Origin of the sequence: Pseudomonas sp. R3.Fl (genome assembly GCF_023516765.1) — a bacterium.
GTDB lineage: Bacteria > Pseudomonadota > Gammaproteobacteria > Pseudomonadales > Pseudomonadaceae > Pseudomonas > Pseudomonas citronellolis.
In genome coordinates this window covers 2,917,985-2,939,054 of the sequence record NZ_JAMGSO010000001.1, presented here as the reverse complement: position 1 = coordinate 2,939,054, position 21,070 = coordinate 2,917,985, and the positions used below count along the sequence as shown (strand labels likewise).

At 68.8% G+C, this 21,070-nt stretch carries 22 protein-coding genes; 19 read left to right on the top strand and 3 right to left on the bottom strand.

Going from position 1 to position 21,070, the window contains the following annotated elements; genetic code table 11:
• The 3 genes from M8R19_RS12925 to M8R19_RS12915 are packed head-to-tail and all read left to right on the top strand — an operon-like array spanning position 1 to position 2,447.
• Positions 1–1,017, top strand: coding sequence for an aminoglycoside phosphotransferase family protein (locus M8R19_RS12925; protein WP_249917979.1), 1,017 nt, complete (start codon positions 1–3; stop codon positions 1,015–1,017).
• Positions 1,014–1,688, top strand: coding sequence for an N-acetylmuramate alpha-1-phosphate uridylyltransferase MurU (gene murU, locus M8R19_RS12920; protein WP_249917978.1), 675 nt, complete (start codon positions 1,014–1,016; stop codon positions 1,686–1,688). Before M8R19_RS12925 ends, murU begins: the two co-directional genes overlap by 4 nt.
• Positions 1,689–2,447 carry a DnaJ domain-containing protein gene (locus tag M8R19_RS12915; RefSeq protein WP_249917977.1) on the top strand — a complete coding sequence of 253 codons (759 nt, stop codon included), beginning with the start codon at positions 1,689–1,691 and terminating at the stop codon, positions 2,445–2,447.
• A 14-nt stretch (positions 2,448–2,461) separates the two neighbouring features.
• Here the strand turns inward: M8R19_RS12915 and M8R19_RS12910 are convergent, their stop codons facing one another.
• Positions 2,462–3,502, bottom strand: a complete 1,041-nt coding sequence (locus tag M8R19_RS12910) for an alpha/beta hydrolase family protein (protein ID WP_249917976.1) — start codon at positions 3,500–3,502, stop codon at positions 2,462–2,464.
• Positions 3,503–3,645: 143 nt separating this feature from the next.
• On the opposite strand from M8R19_RS12910, the gene M8R19_RS12905 reads away from it, so the two are divergent.
• The 10 genes from M8R19_RS12905 (at position 3,646) to trpE (ending at position 16,270) form a co-directional block, all read left to right on the top strand.
• Complete coding sequence (locus M8R19_RS12905) at positions 3,646–6,069, top strand: PAS domain-containing sensor histidine kinase (RefSeq protein WP_249917975.1); 2,424 nt, start codon at positions 3,646–3,648, stop codon at positions 6,067–6,069.
• Between the two features lie 39 nt (positions 6,070–6,108).
• A complete protein-coding gene (locus tag M8R19_RS12900) occupies positions 6,109–6,738 on the top strand; it encodes a response regulator (RefSeq protein ID WP_043269277.1) in 630 nt (209 codons plus the stop codon).
• Positions 6,739–6,880: 142 nt separating this feature from the next.
• Positions 6,881–7,918: an ABC transporter substrate-binding protein gene (locus tag M8R19_RS12895; protein ID WP_116425535.1), complete on the top strand. Its 1,038-nt coding sequence runs from the start codon at positions 6,881–6,883 to the stop codon at positions 7,916–7,918.
• Between the two features lie 344 nt (positions 7,919–8,262).
• Positions 8,263–9,372, top strand: a complete 1,110-nt coding sequence (locus tag M8R19_RS12890; protein WP_009615598.1) for an ABC transporter ATP-binding protein — start codon at positions 8,263–8,265, stop codon at positions 9,370–9,372.
• Between the two features lie 41 nt (positions 9,373–9,413).
• Positions 9,414–10,472 (top strand): ABC transporter substrate-binding protein, encoded by a 1,059-nt coding sequence (locus M8R19_RS12885; RefSeq protein WP_074984326.1) that lies wholly within the window; start codon positions 9,414–9,416, stop codon positions 10,470–10,472.
• A gap of 174 nt (positions 10,473–10,646) precedes the next feature.
• A complete protein-coding gene (locus M8R19_RS12880; RefSeq protein ID WP_074984324.1) occupies positions 10,647–11,894 on the top strand; it encodes an ABC transporter permease in 1,248 nt (415 codons plus the stop codon).
• Positions 11,895–11,907: 13 nt separating this feature from the next.
• Entirely contained in the window at positions 11,908–12,735 is an 828-nt protein-coding gene (locus M8R19_RS12875) for an ABC transporter permease (protein WP_074984321.1), read from the top strand.
• A gap of 478 nt (positions 12,736–13,213) precedes the next feature.
• The gene (gene rpe, locus M8R19_RS12870) at positions 13,214–13,888 is read left to right on the top strand and encodes a ribulose-phosphate 3-epimerase (protein WP_074984318.1); all 675 of its coding nucleotides are present in this window, start codon (positions 13,214–13,216) and stop codon (positions 13,886–13,888) included.
• Positions 13,888–14,712 (top strand): phosphoglycolate phosphatase, encoded by an 825-nt coding sequence (locus tag M8R19_RS12865; protein WP_249917974.1) that lies wholly within the window; start codon positions 13,888–13,890, stop codon positions 14,710–14,712. The genes rpe and M8R19_RS12865 overlap by 1 nt, the downstream gene beginning before the upstream one ends.
• Before the next feature lie 70 nt (positions 14,713–14,782).
• Positions 14,783–16,270 carry an anthranilate synthase component I gene (trpE, locus tag M8R19_RS12860; RefSeq protein WP_009615607.1) on the top strand — a complete coding sequence of 496 codons (1,488 nt, stop codon included), beginning with the start codon at positions 14,783–14,785 and terminating at the stop codon, positions 16,268–16,270.
• 347 nt (positions 16,271–16,617) lie between these two features.
• Here the strand turns inward: trpE and M8R19_RS12855 are convergent, their stop codons facing one another.
• The gene (locus tag M8R19_RS12855; protein WP_043319249.1) at positions 16,618–16,926 is read right to left on the bottom strand and encodes a pyocin activator PrtN family protein; all 309 of its coding nucleotides are present in this window, start codon (positions 16,924–16,926) and stop codon (positions 16,618–16,620) included.
• Positions 16,927–17,055: 129 nt separating this feature from the next.
• Positions 17,056–17,814 (bottom strand): XRE family transcriptional regulator, encoded by a 759-nt coding sequence (locus M8R19_RS12850; RefSeq protein WP_043269263.1) that lies wholly within the window; start codon positions 17,812–17,814, stop codon positions 17,056–17,058.
• Between the two features lie 395 nt (positions 17,815–18,209).
• On the opposite strand from M8R19_RS12850, the gene M8R19_RS12845 reads away from it, so the two are divergent.
• The 6 genes from M8R19_RS12845 (at position 18,210) to M8R19_RS12820 (ending at position 21,062) form a co-directional block, all read left to right on the top strand.
• Complete coding sequence (locus M8R19_RS12845) at positions 18,210–18,419, top strand: TraR/DksA C4-type zinc finger protein (RefSeq protein WP_009615610.1); 210 nt, start codon at positions 18,210–18,212, stop codon at positions 18,417–18,419.
• Positions 18,420–18,436: 17 nt separating this feature from the next.
• A complete protein-coding gene (locus M8R19_RS12840; protein WP_009615611.1) occupies positions 18,437–18,796 on the top strand; it encodes a PA0613 family protein in 360 nt (119 codons plus the stop codon).
• A gap of 66 nt (positions 18,797–18,862) precedes the next feature.
• Entirely contained in the window at positions 18,863–19,342 is a 480-nt protein-coding gene (locus tag M8R19_RS12835; RefSeq protein ID WP_249917973.1) for a GNAT family N-acetyltransferase, read from the top strand.
• 280 nt (positions 19,343–19,622) lie between these two features.
• Positions 19,623–19,955, top strand: coding sequence for a phage holin family protein (locus M8R19_RS12830; RefSeq protein WP_009615613.1), 333 nt, complete (start codon positions 19,623–19,625; stop codon positions 19,953–19,955).
• A 28-nt stretch (positions 19,956–19,983) separates the two neighbouring features.
• Positions 19,984–20,502, top strand: a complete 519-nt coding sequence (locus M8R19_RS12825) for a hypothetical protein (RefSeq protein ID WP_074984310.1) — start codon at positions 19,984–19,986, stop codon at positions 20,500–20,502.
• Positions 20,499–21,062, top strand: coding sequence for a phage baseplate assembly protein V (locus M8R19_RS12820; protein WP_249917972.1), 564 nt, complete (start codon positions 20,499–20,501; stop codon positions 21,060–21,062). Before M8R19_RS12825 ends, M8R19_RS12820 begins: the two co-directional genes overlap by 4 nt.
• Positions 21,063–21,070: the final 8 nt, after the last annotated feature.

Here is a 21,070-nt window from a genome sequence, read left to right as displayed (position 1 = left end):
ATGTCTGAGGATGCCCGTTACCAGCTCCTGAATCGCTGGTTGGACTCTTGTTTACCCGTAGTGTTCAGTGCCGAGGGATGGGGGCCGGTGCCACCCGCCGAGCTCACCCCGGCCAGCAGCGACGCCAGCTTCCGCCGCTATTTCCGCTGGCAGGGCGAGGGCCGCACGCTGATCGTCATGGACGCGCCGCCGCCCCAGGAGGACTGCCGCCCCTTCGTCAAGGTGGCCGGCATGCTCGCCGAGGCCGGCGTGCATGTGCCGCGGATTCTTGCCCAGGACCTGGAGCAGGGCTTGCTGCTGCTCGACGACCTGGGCCGCCAGACCTACCTGGACGTGCTCAACCCGCAGAACGCCGAGGAACTCTTCGAGGATGCCCTGGACGCCTTGGTGGCCTTCCAGCAGGTGCCGGCTGAAGGCCGCCTGCCGGCCTACGACGAGGCGCTGCTGCGCCGCGAGCTGGGCCTGTTCCCCGAGTGGTACCTGGGCTGTCACCTGAACATCGAGCTGCAAGGCGAGCAACTGGCGCGCTGGCAGCGCACCTGCGACCGCCTGGTGAGCAGCGCGCTGGAGCAGCCGCGGGTGCTGGTGCACCGTGACTACATGCCGCGCAACCTGATGCTCAGCGAGCCGAACCCCGGCATCCTCGATTTTCAGGATGCGGTGTACGGCCCGGTGACCTACGACGTCACCTGCCTTTATAAGGACGCCTTCCTCAGCTGGCCCGAGCCGCGCGTGCACGACGGCCTCAGCCGCTACTGGCGCAAGGCCCAGGCCGCCGGCATCGCGCTGCCGCCGACCTTCGAGGAATTCTTCCGCGCCAGCGACCTGATGGGCGTGCAGCGCCACCTGAAGGTGATCGGCATCTTCGCGCGCATCTGCCACCGCGACGGCAAGCCGCGCTACCTGGGCGACGTGCCGCGCTTCTTCCGCTACCTCGACAGCGTCGTCGCCCGCCGGCCCGAGCTGGCCGACCTGGGTGCGCTGCTCGCCGAGCTGCCGCAACCGGTGGCGCCATGAAGGCGATGCTCCTCGCCGCCGGCAAGGGCGAGCGCATGCGCCCGCTGACATTGCACACGCCCAAGCCGCTGGTGCCGGCCGGCGGCCGGCCGCTGATCGAGCACCAACTGCTGGCCTTGCGCCGCGCCGGCTTCCATGACCTGGTGATCAACCACGCCTGGCTGGGGCAGCAGATCGAGGACTACCTCGGCGATGGCTCGCGCTTCGGCGTCGGCATCCGCTATTCCGCCGAAGGCGAGCCGCTGGAGACCGGCGGCGGCATCTTTCGCGCCCTGCCGCTGCTGGGCGAGGCGCCCTTCGCCCTGGTCAACGGCGACATCTGGACCGACTTCGACTACGCGCGCCTGCAGGGCGCGCTGGCCGAGGGCGACCTGGCGCACCTGGTGCTGGTGGACAACCCCGGGCACAACACCCGCGGCGACTTCCGCCTGGAAGGTGAACGCGTCGGCGACTATCGCGAAGGCGAGCCCAGCTACACCTACAGCGGCATCGCCGTACTGCACCCGGCGCTGTTCGCCGCCTGCACGGGCGGTGCCTTCAGGCTGGCGCCGCTGCTGCGCGAGGCCATGGCCGCCGGCCGCGTCAGCGGCGAGCTGCACCGCGGGCGCTGGGTGGACGTCGGCACCCACGAGCGCCTGGCCGAAGTCGAACGTCTGCTGGCGGCCGGCTGAATGTTCTGGCCGGGCACCCTGATAGGCATAGTCGCCGGCTGGGCGCTGGCGAGCATCCCCGGGGCCATGCTCGGCGGCCTGCTCGGCCAGGTGCTGGACCGCCGCCTGCGCCGACGCAGCTGGCGCGAACTGCTCGATGAGCTGCGCGGCGGCGCGCGGGTACCGGAGGAGGAACTGCTGTTCCTCCTGCTCGGCCGGGTGGCCAAGAGCCGTGGCCGCGTGCAGGACGCGCACATCCAGCAGGCGCGGGCGGAAATGTTGCGCCTGGGCCTGGACGAGGCCGGGCGCCTGCGCGCCATCGATGCCTTCAACCGCGGCAAGCAGGGCGGCTCGCGCCTGGAGGAGGGCGTGCAGCAGTGCCGGGGCCAGCGGCCCAGCGTCGACGGCCTGCTGCAGGCTTGCTGGCGCATGGCCTGGGCGGCCGGCGCGCCGAGCGCGGCGGAGAAGGCGCTGATCCTGCGCTGGGGCGAGGGCTTCGGCCTGCCGCGCGCCACCGTGCTGTCCCTGGCCGCCGGCGCCGAGGCCCTGCGCGCGCCGCCGAGCCGGGCGGAAAGCTATCGCCAGGCCCTGCGCCTGCTGGGGGTGGAAGACGACAGCCCGGTGGAGGAGATCAAGCGCGCCTACCGCCGGCTGATCAGCCAGCACCACCCGGACAAGCTGGCCGGCGCCGGCGAGGCGCGCATCGCCGCCGCCACCGAGAAGACCCGCGAGATCCAGCAGGCCTATGCCCTGGTCCGCGAGCGCCGCGGTTTCCGCTAGGGCTCGGGGCCGGTTTACTCTGCGGGTGCCTGCTTGATGTGCAGCGACAGCCACCCGCGGATGCGCCGGTAGAGCTGGTCCTGCTCGGTGGCGCGGTCGGCCGGCAGGGCGTTCATGCCAATCTGCACGTAGGTCTTGCCGGTCTCGCGCCGGCTTGCCTGCAAGCGGGCCTTGGCGGCGTCGCGGTCGACGCGCCTGTCCTTGTAATAGAAGTCGCCGGTGGCCAGTTGCAGGCGCGGCACCATGTCTTCCAGCGCCGGGCGGAAGTCCCGCGGCACTTCGGCGTTGACGATCAGCAGGTTGTGGATTTCGCCGGGCTCGCGCTCGGCCAGGTAGCGCGCCGCCCAGTAGGCGCCGGTGCCGTGGCCGAGAAGGACGATGCTCTTGGGCTTGCCTTGCAGGGCGAAGTCGAGGCCGGCCTGGATGCGCGCCATGACTCGGTCGGCATAGGCCTTGCGCCGCTCGATGGCCGCATCTGGCGCCGGCGGCGCTTCGCTGCTGGCCTGGGCCGGCTCGCCGCTGCCGGCTTCGGCGGTGCTTTCCGGGGTGGGCGTGGCGGCGCCGGATTCGCCCTGAACGTCCTTGCTGCTGGCGCCGGCGTCGCTGTCGGCGGCGGCCTTGTCCGCGCTTTCCCTGCGCGGCGCCGGCTGGCTGTCCTGCGGGTCGGGCAGGCCGAGGGCGAGGGTCTGCCAGCCGGCGTCGGGCAGCTTGCGCCGCAGCGGGCCCACCGCCACCGGCCAGTCGGGGTTCTCGCCATCGCCGGGGACGATGATCACCACGCCCTCGGCCTGCGGCGCGTTGGCCGGCAGCCATAGGGCGAGGAAGCTTTCCTCGCCGGCCTGCAGCGTCTGTTGCTGTTTCTGCGGCAGGCGCTGCTGCAGGGCGCTGGCTTCGTCCTGGCTGCGTTCCTCCAGGGCCGGGCGCGCGGGCGTCGCCGGCGCCACCGCCGGGCCGGGCGGGCTGGCCGGTGCGTCTTCGGCCCAGCCCGGGGCCAGGGGCGCCAGGCTCAGGGCCAAGCAGAGGGCGAGGCGGGTAGGCTGTGCGGGACGGGACATGGGGCGGGTTCCTGGCGTGGTTCGGACAGGGGGTGGCAAAACGGCCAGACTAATTCCTTGTTTCTGCTTTGTCAGGCACCGGTCTTATCGGGTTCCCCTCGCCATGGGGTAATGTAGGCGCGCTTTTTTCTCGGGGAGCGGGCATGGGACGACTGTGGTGGAGCGCCGTGGCGGCGTTCCTGTTGTGCATTCCGTTGTGGGGCGCGGCGCAGGACCTGCCGGCCGGCGTGCCCCTGGACGCCGCCCAGCGAGCCTGGTTGCAGGCGCACCCGCAGCTGCGCGTCGGCGTGGTCCTGGATGCGCCCTACGCCCAGCAGGACCGGCGCCTGCAGCAGCTTTCCGGCGCCCACGTCGAGCTGCTCGACTGGATCGCCGGCGCGCTGCAGGTGAGCCTGCAGTGGCGCGTCTATGCCGACCAGGACGAACTGGAGCGTGCCGCCCGCGCCGGCGAAATCGATCTGGCCCCGGGGCTTGCCCAGACTCCTTCCAGCCTGCGCGACTGGCTGTTCTCCGACCCCTACCTGCGGGTGCCGCGCCTGCTCATCGGCTTCCGCGACGGCCCCGGCTCCGTGGAGCTGGAGCGCCTGGGCGCGCTCGAACCCGTGGCGCTGCGTGGCCCGGGGGCAGTGTCCGACTACCTGCGCGGCACCTACCCGAGCCTGGAGCTGCAGCTCACCGACAGCGACCGCGAAGCCCTGCGCCGGGTGCTCGGCCAGGACGCCGGCTACGCGGTGGTCGACGAGGCGCACCTGGCCCGCCTCAGCCGCGAGGTCGAGTTCTCCGGCTTCCGCGTGCTGGCCGACATCGGTTATCCGCAGCTGTTGCGCCTGGCCACCCGCCGCGACCTGCCGGAGCTGGCCGGCATCCTCGACGCCAGCCTGCGCGCCCTGCCGGCCAAGCAGCTGGACCAGCTGCACGAGCGCTGGCTGCAGCCGCAGTATCCGCGCCTGGGGCAATCCCCCGGCTTCTGGCAGAACCTCTGCATCCTCCTCGGCCTGTTGCTGCTCATGGCCCTGGCCACCGCGCTGTGGCTGCGCCACCAGCGCAACGTGCTGGAGCAGCGCCTGCTCGCCGCGCGCCGCGACATGGAGCTGCGCCAGGCGGCCGAGGAAGCCCTGCGCCTGACCCAGTTCGCCATCGACAGCAGCACCGTGGGCATCCTCTGGGTCAACTGGGACAGCCACGTGCGCTACGCCAACCGCGCCGCCGAGGACATGCTCGGCTACGCCCCCGGCGAGGTGATCGAGCGGCCCCTGGCGGACTTCGAGCCCAGCCTGGGCATGGACGCCTGGCTCGACCTCTGGCGCCGCGCGCGCAACAGCGAAGAGGGGCCGCTGAGCTTCGAAAGCCACCTGCGCCGCGCCGATGGCCAGTGGCTGCCGGCGGAAGTGTCGCTGAGCTTCCTGCGCTTCGGCGGCTCGGAATACCTGCTGGTGTTCCTCAACGACGCCACCGAGCGCCGCCGCGCCCGCGCCGCCCTGGAAGAGAGCGAGGCGCGCCTGCAGGGCATCGCCGCCAACGTCCCCGGCCTGGTGTTCCGCCTGGAACCCAGCGCCCCCGGCGGCTCCGACTTCGCCCACCTCAGCTTCATCAGCGGTGGCAGCGAGGCCTCGCTGGGCTATTCCCCCGGCTACCTGCGCGAAAGCGGCCTGGGCATCCTCGGCCTGGTGCACCCGGGCGACCGCGACGGCTATCTGGCCAGCCAGCTGGAGGCAGTGGCCGGCGGCAAGAACTGGCACTGGCAGGGGCGCATCCTGACCCGCTCCGGCGAGCCGCGCTGGGTGGACATCAAGGCCACCGCGCGGCACCTGGAAGACGGCCGCCTGGCCTGGGACGGCGTGGTCTGGGACATCAGCGACAACAAGCAGATCGAGCTGGAGCTGGCGCAATCGCGGGCGCAGCTGCGCGAGCTGTCGGCGCACCTGGAAAGCGTGCGCGAGGAAGAGAAGGCGCGCATCGCCCGGGAAGTGCACGACGAGCTGGGCCAGGTGCTGACCGTGCTCAAACTGGAAACCTCCATGTGCGAGCTGGGCTACGGCGAGCTGGACCCCGGCCTGCGCGAGCGCCTGGGCAACATGAAGAAGCTCATCGCCCAGCTGTTCCAGCTGGTGCGCGACGTGGCCTCGGCGCTGCGCCCGCCGATCCTCGACGCCGGCATCGGCTCGGCGCTGGAGTGGCAGGCGCGGCGCTTCGAGACGCGCACCGGCATCCCCTGCCTGGTGGAGGTGCCGGAGAACCCGCCGCGCCTGGGCGACGCCAAGGCCATCGGGTTGTTCCGGATCCTCCAGGAGGCGCTGACCAATGTCATGCGCCACGCGCAGGCGCATACTGTGGAACTGGCCCTGCGGGTGGAGGGCGCCGAACTCTGCCTGAGCATCAGCGACGATGGCCGCGGCTTCGATACCGCGGCGGCCTGGGGCGGCAGCTCCTTCGGCCTGGTCGGCATGCGCGAGCGCGTGCTGATGCTCGGCGGCGAGCTGGAGATCGACAGCCAGCCGGGGGAAGGCAGCTGTCTGCGGGTGCGCGTGCCGCTGGATGCGGGGGAGTTGTCGGAGCCGGGGCCGTAACGGGGCCGGCGCGGTTTTGTCTGTTCGGGGGAGGGCAGCGTGATTCGAGTACTGGTGGCCGAAGACCACACCATCGTCCGCGAGGGCATCAAGCAACTGATCGGCATGGCCAAGGACCTGCAGGTGGTGGGCGAGGCCACCAACGGTGAGCAGTTGCTCGAAACCCTGCGCCAGGTGCCCTGCGAGGTGGTCCTGCTGGACATCTCCATGCCCGGCGTCAACGGCCTGGAGGCCATCCCGCGGATCCGCGCGCTGAACGATCCGCCGGCGATCCTCATGCTGTCCATGCACGACGAGGTGCAGATGGCCGCCCGCGCGCTGAAGATCGGCGCCGCCGGCTACGCCACCAAGGACAGCGACCCGGCGCTGCTGCTCACCGCCATCCGCAAGGTCGCCAGCGGCGGCCGCTACATCGACCCGGAACTGGCCGACCGCATGGTCTTCGAGGTCGGCCTGACCGATTCGCGGCCGCCCCACGCGCTGCTCTCCGAGCGCGAGTTCTCGGTGTTCGAGCGCCTGGTCAAGGGCGAGGGCGTGAACGAGATCGCCCAGCACCTGGCGGTCAGCAGCAAGACCATCAGCACCCACAAGGCGCGGCTGATGCAGAAGCTCGGCGCGCATTCGGTGGCCGACCTGGTCAAGTATGCCGTGGAGCACAAGCTGGTCTGAGCCGGCGCGCGGCGGGGCGATTCGCCGATGCTTATGTGAGTCCCTTCCGGTTTTTGCAACGCCCGGCTACCTAGCCGGCTGGCGAAAGGGAATCATTGCCCGCTCAGTGGGGTACTTCATCAGAATAAGGAGAAGAGGGATGTTGTTGCGAGCGGTACGGGGCGGGCTGCTGGCCGGCCTGCTGGGGACTGTCGCCACGCCGGCGCTGGCGGACTACGTGACGGTGATTTCCTTCGGTGGGGCCAACAAGGCGGCCCAGGAGAAGGCCTTCTACGAACCCTTCAAGACGGCCACCGGCACGGCGGTGGTGCACGGTTCCTACAATGGCGACCTGGACAAGCTCAGGCAGATGGTGGAGATCAGCCATGTGTCCTGGGACGTGGTCGAGGTGGAGGCCCCGGAACTGGCGCGCGGCTGCCAGGAGGGCCTGTTCCAGAAGCTCGACCAGCGCCTGATCGGCGACCCCGCCGACTACGTGCCCGGCGCGGTGCAGCCCTGCGGCGTCGGCATCTTCGTCTGGACCACCCTGCTGGCCTACAACCAGGACAAGCTGCAGGGCAAGCCCCAGGGCTGGGCCGATTTCTGGGACCTGAAGAAATTCCCCGGCAAGCGCGGCCTGCGCTGGGGCGCCAAGTACAGCCTGGAGTTCGCCCTGATGGCCGACGGCGTGGCGCCCAAGGACGTCTACCAGGTGCTCGGCACCCCCGGTGGCGTCGACCGCGCGTTCCGCAAGCTCGACGAGATCAAGCCGAGCATCCACTGGTGGAAGTCCGGCCAGGACCCGGTGCGCGACCTGTCCGACGGCACCGTGGTCATGAGCTCGGCCTACAACGGCCGCATCGCCGCGGCCCAGCCCGAGCAGAAGGGCCTGCGCATGGCCTGGGCCGGCGGCATCTACGACTTCGACTTCTGGGCGCTGCCCTCGGGCGTGTGGAAGAAGGACCTGGCGGAGAAGTTCATCGCCTTCGCCAGCCAGCCCGAGCAGCAGAAGGTCTATGCGCAGAACATCGCCTACGGCCCGACCAACCGCAAGGCGGTGGAGCAGCTCGACCCGCAGGTGGCCGCCAACCTGCCCACCGCGCCGCGCAACATGGCCGACGCGCTGGGCATGAACGTGGCTTTCTGGGCAGAGCATGGCGATGCTCTGGAGAAACGCTTCCAGGACTGGGCCAAACGCTGAGAACCTGCCTACGATCTGCTGCGCGTCGGCATGACTGCGTTGAGAACAGGCGAGCGATGCTCATTTAGCGGCCTGAACTCCGCTCACTCGCCTGTTCCCGCCTTGTCCTGCTCTAGCTCGCGAGATCGTAGACAGGCTCCAGGTCGCTTTCGGATATGCCGGTGTCGCACCCAATGCGACACCGGCTTTCTGCGACTGATAGCCACACTTTTCGTGTAGGGATCGCCCTACAGACGATCCTCTTCTACCCTTATAGCAAGTTCTCTCCCCGCCCGATTTGCGCGCATTGCAGGCTTCTCTAGTCTTGCTTCACGGCAATTACTTACAAATACAAAGGTGCGGTTATGGCCGAGACTCAGGCGAACGATGTGCTGGTGAGCTTCCGTGGCGTCCAGAAGAGCTACGACGGCGAGACGCTCATCGTCAAAGACCTCAACCTGGATATTCGCAAAGGCGAATTCCTCACCCTGCTGGGGCCGTCCGGTTCCGGCAAGACCACCAGTCTGATGATGCTGGCCGGTTTCGAAACCCCCACCTCCGGCGAGATCCAGCTGGCCGGCCGCTCCATCAACAACGTCCCCCCGCACAAGCGCGACATCGGCATGGTGTTCCAGAACTATGCCCTGTTCCCGCACATGACCGTGGCGGAGAACCTGGCCTTCCCGCTCTCCGTGCGCGGCATGAGCAAGACCGACGTGGCCGAGCGCGTCAAGCGCGCGCTGTCCATGGTCCAGCTCGACGCCTTCGGCGGGCGCTACCCGGCGCAGCTCTCCGGCGGCCAGCAGCAGCGCGTGGCCCTGGCCCGGGCGCTGGTCTTCGAGCCGCAGCTGGTGCTGATGGACGAACCCCTGGGTGCGCTCGACAAGCAACTGCGCGAGCACATGCAGATGGAGATCAAGCACATCCACCAGCGCCTGGGCGTGACCGTGGTCTACGTGACCCACGACCAGGGCGAGGCGCTGACCATGTCCGACCGCGTGGCGGTGTTCCACCAGGGCGAGATCCAGCAGATCGCCCCGCCCCACGAACTCTACGAACACCCGCGCAACTCCTTCGTGGCCAACTTCATCGGCGAGAACAACCGCATCGCCGGGCAACTGGCGAGCCACGAGGGCGAGCGCTGCGTGGTGACCCTGGCGCGTGGCGAGAAGGTCGAGGCGCTGGCGGTGAACGTCGGCCAGCCCGGCGACCCCGTCAGCCTGTCGATCCGTCCCGAGCGGGTGCGCCTGAACGGGCACAGCGAAAGCTGCGTGAACCGCTTCTCCGGCCGTGTGGCCGAGTTCATCTATCTTGGCGACCACGTGCGCATCCGCCTGGAGGTTTGCGGCCGCACCGATTTCTTCGTCAAGCAGCCGATCGCCGAGCTCGACCCTGCGCTGAGCGTGGGTGATGTGGTACCGCTGGGCTGGGCCGTGGAGCACGTGCGTGCCCTCGACCCGCTGTCGGCGGCCTGATTCGAAGAAAAACAAACCAGCACACTGTGGAGAGAAGAATAATGTCGAAGTCCCCGTTCCACCCGTCGAAGGCCGGCCTCAAGCTCGCCGCGCTGACCCTCGGCCTGGCTTGCGCCGCGCAGTCCATGGCGGCCACCGATCTGACCGTGATCTCCTTCGGCGGCGCCAACAAGGACGCCCAGACCAAGGCCTTCTACCAGCCCTTCGAGAAGGCCACCGGCAACAAGATCGTCGCCGGCGAGTACAACGGCGAGATGGCCAAGGTGAAGGCCATGGTCGACACCAACAGCGTGACCTGGGACCTGGTCGAGGTGGAATCGCCGGAGCTGGCCCGCGGCTGTGACGAAGGCATGTTCGAGGAAATCGACCCGGCCATCCTCGGCAAGGCCGAGGACTACGTCCCGGGCGCCGTGAGCAACTGCGGCGTCGGCTTCTTCGTGTGGTCCACCGTGCTGGCCTACAACGCCGACAAGCTGAAGACCGCCCCCACCGGCTGGGCCGACTTCTGGGACCTGAAGAAGTACCCGGGCAAGCGCGGCCTGCGCAAGGGCGCCAAGTACACCCTGGAATTCGCCCTGATGGCCGACGGCGTCGCGCCCAAGGACGTGTACAAGGTGCTGGCCACCAAGGAAGGCCAGGACCGCGCCTTCAAGAAGCTCGACGAGATCAAGCCGAGCATCCAGTGGTGGGAAGCCGGCGCCCAGCCGCCGCAGTACCTCGCCTCCGGTGACGTGGTGATGAGCTCGGCCTACAACGGCCGCATCGCCTCGGTGCAGAAGGAAAGCAACCTGAAGGTCGTGTGGAACGGCGGCATCTACGACTTCGACGCCTGGGCCATCCCGAAAGGCGACAAGAAGAAAGAAGAAGCCCTGAAGTTCATCGCCTTCTCGGTCAAGCCCGAGCAGCAGAAGATCTACGCCGAGAATATCGCCTACGGCCCGGTGAACAAGAACACCGTGGGCCTGCTGGACAAGGGCGTGCAGGCCAACATGCCGACCACCCCGGAAAACATCGCCAACCAGGTGGGCATGGACGTGACCTTCTGGGCCGACTACGGCGAGCAGCTGGAACAGCGCTTCAACGCCTGGGCCGCCAAGTAAGGCTGGCCCCGCCGCCCGCCCGGGCGGCAACCGCGGCAGCGATGCCACGGCCCGCAGGCCCTGCGGGCCGTTCCCGCCGGGAAAAGCTCCCGGCGCGGCGGCGCTCGCCGTGACACACCTGATACACCACACCTTGGCCGCCCTCGCGGGCGGCCCGTTTTACCGGAGTTCGCTATGGCCACCGCTGTGTCCTTGAACGAGGTCGCCGGCCCCACCCTGAAGCAGCGCCTGGCGCGTGCGGAGCGGATGAATCGCCTGAAATCCCAGGCGTTGGTCCTGCCGCTGTTGCTGTTCCTCCTGCTGACCTTCCTGGTGCCGATCGCCGCGCTGCTCTACAAGAGCGTGTACAACCCCGAAGTGGTCGGCTCGCTGCCCAAGACGGTCAACGCCATCACCACCTGGGACGGCAAGTCGCTGCCGCCGGACGCGGTCTACCAGGCCCTGAGCGAAGACCTCTACGCTGCGCGCAAGAACCAGACCATCGGTGACCTCTCCAAGCGCCTGAACATGGAACTGGCCGGCTACCGCAGCCTGATGGCCAAGACCGCCCGCGCCCTGCCGTTCAAGGAGCAACCGGCTTCCTACAAGGACGCCATGGAGACCATCGACGAGCGCTGGGGCGACCCGGCCTACTGGCAGGTGATCCGCCGCAACGCCAGCAGCATCACCCCCTATTACCTGCTCGCTGCCCTCGACCACCGCATCGACGACCTCGGCGAACTGGCCCCGGCCACCCCGGACCAGTCCATCTACCTGGACATCTTCGCCCGCACCTTCTGGATGGGCGCGGTGATCACCGTCATCTGCCTGCTGCTGGCCTACCCGCTGGCGTACCTGCTGGCCAACCTGCCGACGCGCAAGAGCAACCTGCTGATGATCCTGGTGCTGCTGCCGTTCTGGACCTCCATCCTGGTGCGCGTCGCGGCCTGGATCGTGCTGCTGCAGTCCGGCGGGCTGATCAACGGCGCGCTGCTCAAGCTGGGCCTGATCGACCAGCCGCTGCAACTGGTGTTCAACCGCACCGGCGTATACATCGCCATGGTGCACATCATGCTGCCGTTCATGATCCTGCCGATCTTCAGCGTGATGAAGAGCATCTCGCCCAGCTATATGCGCGCGGCCATCTCCCTGGGCAGCCACCCGTTCGCCGCCTTCTGGAAGGTCTACTTCCCGCAGACCGTGGCCGGCGTCGGCGCCGGGTGCCTGCTGGTGTTCATCCTGTCGATCGGCTACTACATCACCCCGGCCCTGCTGGGCAGCCCGAACGACCAGATGGTCAGCTACTTCGTCGCCTTCTACACCAACACCACCATCAACTGGGGCATGGCCACGGCCCTGGGCGGCCTGCTGCTGTTCGCCACCCTGGTGCTGTACGTGATCTACGGCTGGCTGGTGGGCGCGAGCCGCCTGCGCCTGGGCTGAGGAGAGAAAGAAGATGCTGAGTCCCTACATGTCCCCGGTCGAGCGCGTGTGGTTCTATACCCTGCGCATCCTCTGCGGCCTGGTGCTGCTGTTCCTGGTGCTGCCGGTGCTGGTGATAGTGCCGCTGTCGTTCAACTCCGGCACCTTCCTGGTCTACCCGCTGCAGGGCTTCTCGCTGCGCTGGTACGCCGACTTCTTCCACAGCGCCGAATGGATGCGCTCGCTGACCAACAGCATGATCGTGGCCCCGGCGGCCACCCTGCTGGCGATGGTCTTCGGCACCCTGGCGTCGATCGGCCTGACCCGCGGCGAGTTCCGCGGCAAGGCCCTGGTGATGAGCCTGGTGATCTCGCCGATGGTGGTCCCGGTGGTGATCATCGGTGTGGCCGCCTACCTGTTCTTCGCCCCGCTGGGCCTGGGCAACAGCTACATCTCGCTGATCATCGTGCACGCGGTGCTGGGCGTGCCCTTCGTCATCATCACGGTGTCGGCGACCCTGCAGGGCTTCAACCAGAACCTGGTGCGCGCTGCCGCAAGCCTGGGCGCGCCGCCGGTGCTGACGTTCTTCAAGGTGACCCTGCCGCTGATCGCCCCCGGGGTGATCTCCGGCGCGCTGTTCGCCTTCGCCACCTCGTTCGACGAAGTGGTGGTGACGCTGTTCCTCGCCGGCCCCGAGCAGGCCACCCTGCCACGGCAGATGTTCAGCGGCATCCGCGAGAACCTCAGCCCGACCATCGCCGCCGCGGCGACCCTGCTGATCGGCTTCTCGGTCCTGCTGCTGCTGACCCTGGAATGGCTGCGCGGCCGCAGCGAGAAACTGCGTACCGCGCCCACCACCTGATCCGCCGCTCCTACGCCGCAGGCGGGGACGGCTTTTCGTAGGATGGCGTTGAGCGAAGCGATACCCATCACTGCAACCGCATGGGTTTCGCAAGCTCAACCCATCCTACGAAAAGCGCCTCGGCGCGGCCTGCAAGACCGCAGCTCCTACGGTTACAGGGAAGCACGGACGTAGGAGCGGACTCCGTCCGCGATTGGATTCACCGGCCACCCCGGACGCCCCGGTGGCACGGACGGCGGCGTATAACTGCGAACGGTTATACGCCCTACGCCGATGTTGCTTCTCGTAGGATGGCGTTGAGCGAAGCGATACCCATCACCACCACCGCATGGGTTTCGCAAACTCAACCCATCCTACGAAAAGCGCCTCGGCGCAGCTTGCAAGACAGTTGCTCCTACAACCATCGCCTCGATCCCCCTCGCTCGCTCCGAGCGGCTACAATGCGCGCCATCCGTGATTCCGCCCACAGAGGTGCGCCATGCAACCCTACGCCATCGCCCCGTCGATCCTCTCCGCCGACTTCGCCCGCCTGGGCGAGGACGTGGACAAGGTGCTCGCCGCCGGCGCCGACATCGTCCACTTCGACGTGATGGACAACCACTACGTGCCGAACCTGACCATCGGCCCGATGGTCTGCTCGGCGCTGCGCAAGTACGGCGTCACCGCGCCCATCGATGTGCACCTGATGGTTTCCCCGGTGGACCGCATCATCGGCGACTTCATCGAGGCCGGCGCCACCTACATCACCTTCCACCCCGAAGCCAGCCAGCACATCGACCGTTCCCTGCAACTGATCAAGGACGGCGGCTGCAAGGCCGGCCTGGTGTTCAACCCGGCCACCTCGCTGGACGCGCTCAAGTACGTGATGGACAAGATCGACATGGTCCTCCTGATGAGCGTGAACCCCGGCTTCGGCGGGCAGAAGTTCATCCCCGGCACCCTCGACAAGCTGCGCGAGGCCCGCGCGCTGATCGACGCTTCCGGCCGCGACATCCGCCTGGAGATCGACGGCGGGGTGAACGTGAAGAACATCCGCGAGATCGCCGCGGCGGGCGCCGACACCTTCGTCGCCGGCTCGGCCATCTTCAACGCCCCCGACTACGCCGAGGTCATCCGCGCCATGCACGCCGAACTGGCGCAGGCCGGCAAGTGATGAGCGCTGCCCAAGCGCTGTTCGCCGGGCGCCTGCCGCGCCTGGTGATGTTCGACCTGGACGGCACCCTGGTGGACTCGGTGCCGGACCTCGCCGCCGCGGTGGACAAGGCCCTGATCGGCGTGGGCCGCCCGCCCGCCGGGCTGGAGCAGGTGCGCCACTGGGTCGGCAACGGCGCCCGGGTGCTGGTGCGCCGCGCCCTGGCCGGCGGCATCGAGCATGAAGGCGTCAGCGAGGAGGACACCGAGCGCGCCCTGGCGCTGTTCATGGACGCCTACGCCGACAGCCACGCGCTCACCGAGGTCTACCCCGGTGTGGTGGACACCCTGAAATGGCTGAAGAAACAGGACGTGGAGCTGGCGCTGATCACCAACAAGCCCGAGCGCTTCGTCGCCCCGCTGCTGGACGAGATGGGCCTGGGCAAGTTCTTCCGCTGGATCGTCGGCGGCGACACCCTGCCGCAGCAGAAGCCCGACCCGGCCGCGCTGCTGTTCGTGATGAAGGCCGCCGGCGTCGCGCCCGGCGAGGCGCTGTTCGTCGGCGACTCGCGCAACGACGTGCTGGCCGCCAAGGCCGCCGGGGTGCGCAGCGTTGGCCTGACCTACGGCTACAATCACGGCCGGCCGATCGCCGAGGAGCAGCCGAGCCTGGTGCTGGACGACCTGCGCCAACTGCTGCCTTGCTTCGACCCGGGCAAAGCGATAGTGTTGCCGGACGACGGTTCCAACCCCGCCCATCGAGACTCCAACGTGCTGGACACGGCTCCCCGCAAACTCTGGATGAAAGTCATCAAGGCCCTGGCCCGCTGGCGCTGGCGCGCCTGACATTCCTCCGGCCGGACCTCCCGGCACCCGTTTGCCACTGCCCGTTCCACCTCCTCGCACGAGACCGCTCATGAACCGCGACGCATTCCAGCGGCTGGCCGCCGAAGGCTACAACCGCATCCCCCTGACCTGCGAAACCCTCGCCGACTTCGACACCCCGCTGTCGATCTACCTGAAGCTCGCCGACGGCGCCAACAGCTACCTGCTGGAATCGGTGCAGGGCGGCGAGAAGTGGGGCCGCTACTCCATCATCGGCCTGCCGTGCCGCACCGTGCTGCGGGTGTACGGCCACAGCGTGAGCGTCAGCGTCGACGGCGTGGAAAGCGAGCGCTTCGACTGCGAGGACCCGCTGGCCTTCGTCGAGCAGTTCAAGGAGCGCTACCGCGTGCCGACCCTGCCGGGCCTGCCGCGCTTCAACGGCGGCCTGGTCGGTTACTTCGGCTACGACTGCGTGCGCTACGTCGAGCCGCGCCTGGCGCAGTGCCCGAACCCGGACCCGCTGGGCAACCCGGACATCCTGCTGATGGTCTCCGACGCCGTGGTCGTCTTCGACAACCTGGCCGGCAAGCTGCACGCCATCGTCCTCGCCGACCCGGCCGAGGCGGATGCCTACGACAAGGGCCAGGCGCGCCTGGAGGAACTGCTGCAGCGCCTGCGCCAGCCGATCACCCCGCGCCGGGGCCTGGACTTCGCCGCGGTCAACGCGCCCGAGCCGCAGTTCCGCGCCAGCTTCACCCGCGAGGACTACGAGCGCGCGGTGGACACCGTCAAGGAATACATCCTGGCCGGCGACTGCATGCAGGTGGTGCCGTCGCAGCGCATGTCCATCGACTTCAAGGCCGCGCCCATCGACCTGTACCGCGCGCTGCGCTGCTTCAACCCGACGCCCTACATGTACTTCTTCAACTTCGGCGACTTCCACGTGGTGGGCAGCTCGCCGGAGGTGCTGGTGCGCGTGGAGGACGGCGAGGTCACGGTGCGCCCGATCGCCGGCACCCGCCCGCGCGGCGCCACCGAGGAAGCCGACCGCGCCCTGGAGCAGGACCTGCTGTCCGACGCCAAGGAAATCGCCGAGCACCTGATGCTCATCGACCTGGGCCGCAACGACGTCGGCCGCGTGTCGCAGACCGGTTCGGTGAAGGTCACCGAGCAGATGGTCATCGAGCGCTACTCCAACGTCATGCACATCGTTTCCAACGTCAACGGCCAGCTCAAGCCCGAGCTGAGCGCCATGGACGCCCTGCGCGCGATCCTCCCGGCCGGCACCCTGTCCGGCGCGCCGAAGATCCGCGCCATGGAAATCATCGACGAGCTGGAGCCGGTCAAGCGCGGCGTCTACGGCGGCGCCGTGGGCTACCTGGCGTGGAACGGCAACATGGACACCGCCATCGCAATCCGCACCGCCGTGATCAAGAACGGCGAACTGCACGTGCAGGCCGGCGGCGGCATCGTCGCCGACTCGGTGCCGGCGCTGGAATGGGAAGAAACCATCAACAAGCGCCGCGCCATGTTCCGCGCGGTGGCTCTGGCCGAACACACCGCGCGCCTCGAAGACTGAGCGCTGCTGCCGTAATGCAGAACGCCGTTTCCCCGGGAGGGGAAACGGCGTTTTCGTTGGTGCCCGCAGTTTTCCCGTAGGAGCGGACCTTGTCCGCGATAGCCGTAACCACCGGCGCGATTCGCGGGCAGGGCCCGCTCCTACAGTTCCAGGGAGGAACGGAACGTTTTTTCGTAGGAGCGAGCTTGCTCGCGAACCGCATGGCACCGCGTTTGTTCGCGAGCAAGCTCGCTCCTACGAAGAGCACCTCGGCACACCCGCCTCCCAGGAACTGTAGGAGCGGATCTCATCCGCGAATCGCGCGCAGGGCGCGCTCCTACATGGGGACGGCATGTTCGCTCGACCCATCACGCCTGCTGCCCCGCCCGGCGCCGGGCCAGGGCGGCATCCGCCAGGCTGGCGCGCTGCTCGACATAGGCCGCCAGGTGATCCACCGCCACGTACTGCATGGCCTTGTGGCTGTCGTCCAGGGTGGTCACCGGCAGGGCGATGCGCCCGCAGGCCAGGGCCTTGCCGAAGTTCTCCCGGTTGAGGTTGCGGAACCAGCGCTCGCGCACCTGTTCCAGGGGCACCAGCACGTCGCCGAAGATCTGGTAGACCAGCGCCACGGTTTCCTGGCGTGGCGCCGGTTGGGTGTCGGAGTTCGACGGCAGCATGGCTTCCTCCTGCTTGCGGTTGTCGTTCGATGGAGGAAATATAGCTTTTGTTGTTTTTCCTGGCAATCGCCGTTCGCCCGGCTTTCCTTCGCACAGAAGAAACCCCGCGGCGGCGGGGTTGGGGAGGGCTCAGCGAACCAGCGTGGGCGCGCGGCGATGGCGCACCGTCGACCACCAGAACACCCAGCCGATGATGCTCAGCTGGCTGGCCTGGATGGCCTGGGCGTCGTATTCCTCGTCGCCGTACTCGTCGCGGTTGAAGCTGCGCAGGCGGATGCCGCCGCCCGGCAGGCGGTAGAGGAACTTCACCCGCAGCATGCCCTCGTGCTCCAGGGCGTAGATCTCGCCGTCGGTGATGTGCGTCGTCGCCGTATCGATGCCGATGGTGGAGCCATCCATGATCAGCGGCTCCATGCTGTTGCCGGTGAGCTGGGCGCAGATGGCCGCGTCCGGGTCGACCCCGGCGGCGCGCAGGGTGGCGTAGGAGAAGCGCAGCTTGCGCCCCTCGATCTGGCGCACCGCGGTGCGCCCGGCGCCGGCGGACATTTCCACTTCCTTGTACAAGGGCAGTTCCACCTCGTCTTCGTCCAGCGGCGTGCTGCTGTCCCAGGGATGCAGCGGCTCCAGGCGCAGCGGGCTGCCGTCGGCCGGTGGCGTGGCGGCCTGCGGCGAGCCTTCGCCGGTGCCCAGCCAGACCGGCGAGACGCCCAGGGCCGCGGCGATCTCGATCAGCTTGCGGGTGCTCTGCGCCTTGCCGGCGGTCAGCTTGTGGATGGTGTTCTGCGAGACCCCGGCCGCTTCGGCGAGGCTCTCCTGCTTGAGGTTGCGCGCGGCCATGGCCTGCTTGAGGCGCTCGGCGAGCGTGGAGGGGCGGGCTGTGCTGTTCATGGCGGCACTCTACCGCCCGTTCCGGGGAAGTGTAAATAGCTTTGGTGTTGACGATAAATAGCTTTGGTTGTAGTTTTTCCTTCGCTGGCCTTCTGAAGGTTGTTTCCGAGCCGGCGGCGGACGCGATCCGACACGAGGGTGCCGGCGCCTCCGTCTTCCGCGGCAGGGAGGCCGTGGGTTGCCTGCGGCCCGTGCGTCACGGGGCAGGCTGACGGCGGAAGCGGGCGAGGAGCGCACCGCTTCCGCACGGCGAGTGGCGTCCACCTGAGCGCCACGCATCGACAAACAGCACGCGAATGACCTGGCAGCGCGGCCGCGGGACGGCACGCGCAGGGCGGGTCGTCGCCCGGAGAAAAGCATGAACGCACCAGCGCAACACCACGGGGAGGTCGCCCATGGCTGATCTCGCCGACTACGCCAACGACCTGGCCCTGGAACGCCTCGACGCCCTGCTGGCGGCACGGCGCGGCAGCGAGCCGGAGCCAGCCGCCGCCGACTGCCAGGTCTGCGGCGAGCCCATCCCCGAGGCCCGCCGCCTGGCGGTGCCCGGCTGCAACCGCTGCCTGGACTGCCAGGCCCTGGACGAACTGGAACGGCGCCGCTGAAGGCGCGGGAGGCAAACGTGATCAAGCCGATCGATGAAATGCTCAGGCTCTGGGCCGAGGAAATGCACAGCCCGGGCGTGGCCGGTGGCGGCTATGCCGGCGGCAACCTGCTGGCGCTGATGATCGCCAACAAGGGCGAGATGATCCGCGGCACCCGCGGCAGCCGGGTACTGCTCGACCGCGTCGCCGAGCTGGACCTGATCGTCAACGGTCTGCCCGAGCAGCAGAAGCAGGTGGTCAGCGAGCACTACCTGAACCGCGACAGCGAACCCGAACAGAAGTACCGCCACTGCCGCTGCAGCCGCAACACCTTCTACCTGCGCCTGCATGTGGCGCACCAGAGCATCCAGGCCCGCCTGCTGCGCCGCGTGGCCTGACCCCGCCAAGCCCGGCCCCGCGCTGGGCTTTCTCCACCCATGCGCCGTTGCGCTATGCTCGCGGCCATGGACAGCACCTCCCTCACCCTGCGCCCCGCGAGCCCGGCCGATGCCGAGGCGATCCTGCGGATACTCGGCGAAACCTACGAAACCACCTGGAAACCCCAACTGACAGCCGAGGCGCGAGCGCGCTTCGAAGCGGCAGGGCGCACCCGCGCCTACGTCCAGGCGCGCCTCGGGCATTTCCACCTGGCCTGCCTGGGCGGCGAGGTCGTCGGCCTGGTCGACTGGCGCGACGACTTCATCGATGCCCTGCACGTCTCGCCCCGCGCCCAACGCGCCGGCGCCGGCAGCGCCCTGCTGCGCTTCGTCGAACGGCAGATGGCCGCGGCCGGCTACGCGCAGGCGCGCCTGGAGACCGACACCTTCAACAGCCAGAGCCGCGCCTTCTACGCCAGGCACGGCTACGCGGAAATCGACTTCTACCCCGACGAGGAATGGCACAGCGGCTTCACCACGGTGCTGCTGAGCAAGCCCCTGGGCTGAATCGCAGTGCCTCGCCGGTGCGTTGCCGGGGCATTGCCCACCTATTGCGGTGCCAGGGCGGAAATGCCTTGTCCGGCCGGGAATCGGGGGGTACAAAGTCATCAATCTTGCAAAGGTGCGTCCCCAGGGAGCACCGCTGAAAACCTCGTCGAGCCCGGCCCCAGCGCCGGGCTTTTTCGTTTCCGCCGCCCGCTTTCGCGGCCTGCGGCCGTAATCCCCGGCTGGCTGATAGCCGCCGGTTCCGCCCGCCGGCGCGGGCGTTTGTCTTCAAGGTGAACCCATGGGCAATGAACCCGAGATGCCGCTGTGGGTATCGATCCTGCTGGCCGCCGTGGGCGGCGTCAGCGGCGAGATGTGGCGGGCCGACAAGGCCGGCCTGGGCGGCTGGGGGCTGCTGCGGCGCCTGGCGTTGCGCTCCGGCGCTTCGATCGTCTGCGGCGTGGCGGTGATGTTCCTGGCCCTGGCCTGCGGCGCCTCGCTGCTGCTCAGCGCCGCCGTCGGCAGCCTGACCGCGGCGGCCGGCGCCGAGATCGCCGTCGGCCTCTACGAACGCTGGGCGGCCCGCCGCCTGGGTGTCTGCCAATTGAGCGACAGCGACCACGAGCGTCGCTGAACGAATCCATCCGAAACAGGGAGGCGCCATGCCTGACCAGGAGTTGACCCTCGAAAGCCTGCTGGCCGCCGTCGAACAGCGGCTGCGCGCGGTACTGCCGGAGGCCGTGCAGATACTGCGCGGCCCACTGGGCACGGCCACCCCGCAGCTACCCGCGCTGCTGCTGGAATACGCCGCGCTGGCGCCGGGCCGCGACCCCGGCACCGGCGAGACGGCGCTGCTGTGCCGGCTGCAGGCACGCCTGCTGCTGCAGCGCGACGACGCCGAGGCGGAAGTGCTGGCGCTGCAGCTGGCTTCGCTGATCGCCGTCCTGCTGCGTGCGCAGACCTGGGACCTGCCGCTGGAGCCGGCCGGCTTCGTCCAGGCCCGGCCCGAGGCCAGCGAGGCCTACCGCGTCTGGCTGCTGGAGTGGGACCAGCCGCTGCTGCTGGGTACGCCGGAATGGCCCTGGGAGGACCTGCCGCCGGGCTCGCTGCTGCTGGGTATCGAGCCGCAGACCGGCCCCGGCCACGAGGCCGACTACTTCGCCCCGGAGGACCTGGCATGAACCCGACCTACGTGAGCGCCGAGCACGACCGCATGCTCGCCTCGCTGATCGTGCCCTGCGTGGTGGTCGCCGTGGACCTGGCCGCCGCCCGGGTGCGGGTGCGCAATGGCGACTGGACCAGCGCCTGGGTGCGCTGGCACGCCCAGGGCGCAGGCCCGGCGCGGCACTGGCGGGCGCCGGGCATCGGCGAACAGGGCGTATTGCTCAGCCCCTCCGGCGTGCTGTCCATGGGCACCTTCGTGCCCGGCCTGTACGGCGACGCCGGCGCCCCGGCGGACAGCCGCGACCACGTCGAGACCTGGCGATTCGCCGACGGCGGCAGCCTGAGCTACGACTGGGCGGCGCACAGCTACAGCATCGAGCTGCCCAGCGGCAGCGTCACGGTGAAGGTGGGTGGGGCGCAGGTACTGGTCAGCGATTCCAGCGTGACGGTCAAGGCCGGGCAGATCAGCCTGCAGGGCGAGGTGGCCATCCAGGGCAACCTGGCGGTGCAGGGCAACGTCACCAGCAGCGGCTCGATCATGGACACCACCGGCAACAGCAACCACCACACCCACTGAACCGTCAC